The organism is Neptunomonas sp., assembly GCF_041601355.1.
GTDB lineage: Bacteria > Pseudomonadota > Gammaproteobacteria > Pseudomonadales > Balneatricaceae > Neptunomonas.
Map to the genome: position 1 here is coordinate 1 of NZ_JBFIIH010000219.1, position 3914 is coordinate 3914.

5 protein-coding genes and 1 pseudogene are annotated in these 3914 nt (G+C 46.6%); 1 reads left to right on the top strand and 5 read right to left on the bottom strand.

What is annotated here, in order from left to right; all coding sequences use genetic code 11:
• Together ABY436_RS19445 and ABY436_RS19450 are read right to left on the bottom strand one after the other, a co-directional pair.
• A pseudogene (locus ABY436_RS19445) lies at positions 1-335 on the bottom strand (hydrolase); the annotation flags it as partial.
• Between the two features lie 52 nt (positions 336-387).
• The gene (locus ABY436_RS19450) at positions 388-618 is read right to left on the bottom strand and encodes a hypothetical protein (RefSeq protein WP_372740582.1); all 231 of its coding nucleotides are present in this window, start codon (positions 616-618) and stop codon (positions 388-390) included.
• A 297-nt stretch (positions 619-915) separates the two neighbouring features.
• Between ABY436_RS19450 and ABY436_RS19455 the strand changes: the two genes are divergently transcribed.
• Positions 916-1704: a zinc-dependent peptidase gene (locus tag ABY436_RS19455; protein ID WP_372740583.1), complete on the top strand. Its 789-nt coding sequence runs from the start codon at positions 916-918 to the stop codon at positions 1702-1704.
• 44 nt (positions 1705-1748) lie between these two features.
• Here ABY436_RS19455 and ABY436_RS19460 read toward each other — a convergent pair whose 3' ends face one another.
• The 3 genes from ABY436_RS19460 to ABY436_RS19470 all read right to left on the bottom strand — a co-directional run bounded on the left by ABY436_RS19460 (position 1749) and on the right by ABY436_RS19470 (position 3864).
• Positions 1749-2435, bottom strand: coding sequence for a hypothetical protein (locus tag ABY436_RS19460; protein ID WP_372740584.1), 687 nt, complete (start codon positions 2433-2435; stop codon positions 1749-1751).
• Between the two features lie 128 nt (positions 2436-2563).
• Positions 2564-2965: an aegerolysin family protein gene (locus ABY436_RS19465; RefSeq protein ID WP_372740585.1), complete on the bottom strand. Its 402-nt coding sequence runs from the start codon at positions 2963-2965 to the stop codon at positions 2564-2566.
• 500 nt (positions 2966-3465) lie between these two features.
• Positions 3466-3864, bottom strand: a complete 399-nt coding sequence (locus ABY436_RS19470) for a cupin domain-containing protein (RefSeq protein ID WP_372740586.1) — start codon at positions 3862-3864, stop codon at positions 3466-3468.
• Between the last annotated feature and the right edge of the window lie 50 nt (positions 3865-3914).

Here is a 3914-nt window from a genome sequence, read left to right on the forward strand (position 1 = left end):
GTATCCCCACTATGATAACTGCGAGCCAAACGGTTGGTTTCGCCAGAACAACCACGATGATGATGTACAACAGCGCATAAGCCTAGCCGATAACAATCCCGCAGTAAGCGGCGCACATAATGGGAATCAGAGCTGCCTTCCAGCCCATGCAAAATAACAATAATGCTACTGGCGTTACAGGGATCGCCTAACCAATCAAGATCAATAAAATCGCCATCGCTTAACTCCAGGCGTTGACGCGATAGCACTGGGAGGTCGACCTTTGTAAGCACAGGTAAAATCGTCTGCACATGTGGATTTTTAGCCCACCAAGGCGGTAAAAAAGGTCGCATCATGTTCAACAAACTACTATCAGGAGGTTATTTAAGTTTACAAAAAAGATCTTCATCACTTAATGTTGGAATGCTTAAAAGATAGCGCAGCTTTTACGATCAACAGTAATGGAAACAAACCATGCAGCAAAAGATCAAATATATCTATGCCGCGAGATCGCTCACCATTGATAAGCATTTGTATTTTTTCAAACAGATGTGGCTGAGGGAAAAAAGGAGCCAAGCCGAGTGTTAACGATCCAAGGATCAGCACAAACCAGGGTAGCCTTCTTATCAAGTTTGTCATAACCCATTTCCTTTTAATGCGAATAGCTGAGCGCGCTCTTATAAAGCGCACCCTTATAAAGCTTACCTTTATAAAGTGCGATCTTATAAAGTATGCTCTTATAAATAGGTTACAGAATTATTCAACGTGACCCAAGCTGTAAAATGCAGACCTGTCCTCAAGGATTCTGTAAAGTAGTTATACATGCAGCGCTACAGCACTTTAAATTCTGCTGTTTTTCTCTATCTAGGTAGCTCCACATTACTGCTTAAGTATCCGAGGTGTTTCGGGTGACGTTAACTATGCTCTGGATCAAAAATGTTTAAGCGCTTTCGTAACTGGCTGGAAGATCGTCGCGTAAAAAAAATGGGCCTTAGCACTGCTCAGTGGGAAGCCGCTATCGCCGACTGGCCGGTGATGCATCGCTATCAGGGTGCTGAGCGCGACGCTCTCCGCGATATGACGTGTCGCTTCCTGGTTCGCAAAAATTTCACTTCCGGCGGTGATTTTCAATTTACCGACACCATGTGTCTGAAGCTCGCCACCATGGCCTGCGTTCCCATTCTTCATCTTGGCCTGGACTGGTACGACCACTGGTCCACCATCATTATTTACGAGGGTGATTTTGTTCCCAATCGTCCCTATCACAGTGACGATGGTGTCGTGCACCCCAAAGGGCCCGGCTTGAGTGGAGAAGCATGGCTTCGGGGGCCGGTAATTTTATCGTGGCAATCGGTTCGTGAAAGCGGCGCACACGTGCGTCACGGTAAAGCGAGTAATGTGGTGATTCACGAGTTGGCGCACAAGCTTGATATGTTACGTGATGGTGCCAACGGTGCACCGCCCATGCACCCCGATATGCGCGCGGGCGAATGGCACGATACTTTTACGGCGGCGTGGCAGCGATTGCAGAAAGATTGGCAACACCACCGCCCCTTGCCACTCGATGACTATGCGCTGACCAGTCCGGCAGAATTCTTTGCGGTCTGTAGTGAGACTTTTTTCGAGGCACCCGAAAGTATCAAAGAAAAGATGCCTGAGGTGTATCGGTTACTGTGCCAGTTTTATCGTCAGCAGCCTGTGCCGCTTGCAATTCCGGGCATGTGATCTGAATGGAAATGGGAATTAACCCCATTTTTTAGTTTCAGCACCTATGAGCAGATTACAATGCTGATCCGCCACTCAGTGAGGGTTCCGCGATTGGCTATCTCCTTTACAGGCGGTAGTCCCTCGATTGAGGTTATGATATTTTTCAATCTTGAAACCTCGGTACTTTCCGCGTGCTCCTGATCGACAATGATCGTAGTGCTGTCGCCGAGTTCCGCTAAAGATACTTCATCATACAGAGCGCCATCCCAGACCTTTAACTTACTTGCTCCAAAATGGTTGGTGTCCCTCAGGGACGAATGAAGCTCTAAAATCTGCTGTTCCATCCTTTTATTCGCTTTATCTTTCCCGCATACGAATAGGTCAACGTCAGTGTTGTTGGAGACTTGTTGACTTTGCGGAGTAAGGACTCTGGACGTACCGCTTTCTATAAACGGACGAAGCTGTGGAGGGGCCTGCGGTGATTCGCCCTCAAAATATTGACTCAAACCGCGTCTTGTATCTTCGTCTTTAATAAGGTTCGACTGCACGAGAAACTGAAGTGATGCACGCCGCTCCTCTACATTTTGTGGCGCCAAGGCGTTGAGAATTAGCTGGGAATCTAATTTTGCACGTTCAAGGCGAATGTCTCCGACGCCCTTGATTGTACTACCGATAGCGGCACCAAGAACCGTTAACATTCCAGTGATAATCGCTATCCACAGCCCCATGGATTTTTCACTCGACATCATTTGTTCGCTCCATATGCGCGCTAACAGCCAGATCAGTTACGGCCTTACGCCGTCAACTGGGAATTACGGGACAGTTTATTTAATCCAGCCTACTTTAAGAAATTAAGTTAGCTGTCCCCGGAATCCAATTATTTATTTGTTATAACTAGATCCGCTTTTACTACTCCTTTTCCTGTGCCGGATTTTCCATCAACGACAAATCGGTCACCCGGAGTGGTAGTGTGAGAAAATTTTGCATCAGGCGTACTAACAGGACTTCCATAGGGGCAATCCCAGGATAGTTTAAGAATAACCCCAGTATTACCGACACGGTAAGCACAGTCCCCTTTAGTTCCAGACGGAGATCCCGAACGGCCTTTCGAAACAAACAAGGTTTGGCTCGTACCATTAGCCAATAACCCAATGGGACCTTCGGTGAATTTCCCCCATTCCAATTCATTTGAATCAAGTTCTAAATCGTATCCAGTTGCATTCTGCAATTTAACTCGGCAATACTGATTTTCGGTGCGAAGTTCATTGTTATCACTCATTATCTGGTTACCTCATTGCTTGCAGCAGGGTGCAGCGTTAGGAGCACGCTTGCCTGCACTATCTTTAAACGCGAAAAGTATGTATGGACTAAACCACACTGGTACAAATGATTCTCTTCACTGCTTATATCTACCTTTACAAACTCCGTGCCAATAGTCCTCATCACCTAACGAATTGAAAATAATGAAAATATCCTATCGAAACCCATCGTTCTATTACTTAAGCGGGTCAAAATAAACCCTCCATCCTCAATAAATAGTCACACTAGTTTTATTTTTTTAAGGGCAATCAAAGAATTACTGGTGAACGAAGTTGGGGCATAAACAACCCGGCTATTGCAGGTTAAAAGAAAGTTATCTTAGTAAAAAAGGCAAAACTCAGTAAATTTGCACTAACACCATTTATTCTGACGCCACTTTTGAATAATTCAGTTATATTAGCAACAACTGTGATCTGACCCCATTTTTCCTTAGCAACAACTGCGATCTGACCCCGTTTTTCACAGACCCGAAGGGAACGGTAGAACTTTGTCCTGCTCGGCTGGGTCATTGCGAGCGACGACGGCGCGCGCAGGTTCGGTTTCACTGAGATTGATTGCTTCGTGAGGCATACCCGGCGGGATAAAGAGGAAGTCGCCTGCCTGGCTAATCACTTCATGCTCCAGTGCCTGTCCCCAACGTGTGCATACGGTACCTTCCAGGACATAGATACCGGTTTCATAACCGACGTGAATATGAGGCTCGGCGCGAGCGCCCGGAGGGATGACCACCAGATGCATGGAAAGTCCCGTGGCATTGACTGTCTGTCCGGAAATGCCAATAAAGTAGGGCAAACGCTGTTGCGTCATGACTTCACGGTCTGGCCTGACACTCTGAACCTTTGGCTCGTGGTTGTTCATTGCGGTAGTCCTTCAGTATAGGTGCTCATGATGTCTAACAGGTAATGATA

What these genes read in the sequence shown, in the direction of transcription:
- ABY436_RS19465 (WP_372740585.1), bottom strand. Translation starts at nt 2,965, where the DNA reads ATGAGTGATAACAATGAACTTCGCACCGAAAATCAGTATTGCCGAGTT.
- ABY436_RS19470 (WP_372740586.1), bottom strand. Translation starts at nt 3,864, where the DNA reads ATGAACAACCACGAGCCAAAGGTTCAGAGTGTCAGGCCAGACCGTGAA.
- ABY436_RS19455 (WP_372740583.1), top strand. Translation starts at nt 916, where the DNA reads ATGTTTAAGCGCTTTCGTAACTGGCTGGAAGATCGTCGCGTAAAAAAA.
- ABY436_RS19460 (WP_372740584.1), bottom strand. Translation starts at nt 2,435, where the DNA reads ATGATGTCGAGTGAAAAATCCATGGGGCTGTGGATAGCGATTATCACT.
- ABY436_RS19450 (WP_372740582.1), bottom strand. Translation starts at nt 618, where the DNA reads ATGACAAACTTGATAAGAAGGCTACCCTGGTTTGTGCTGATCCTTGGA.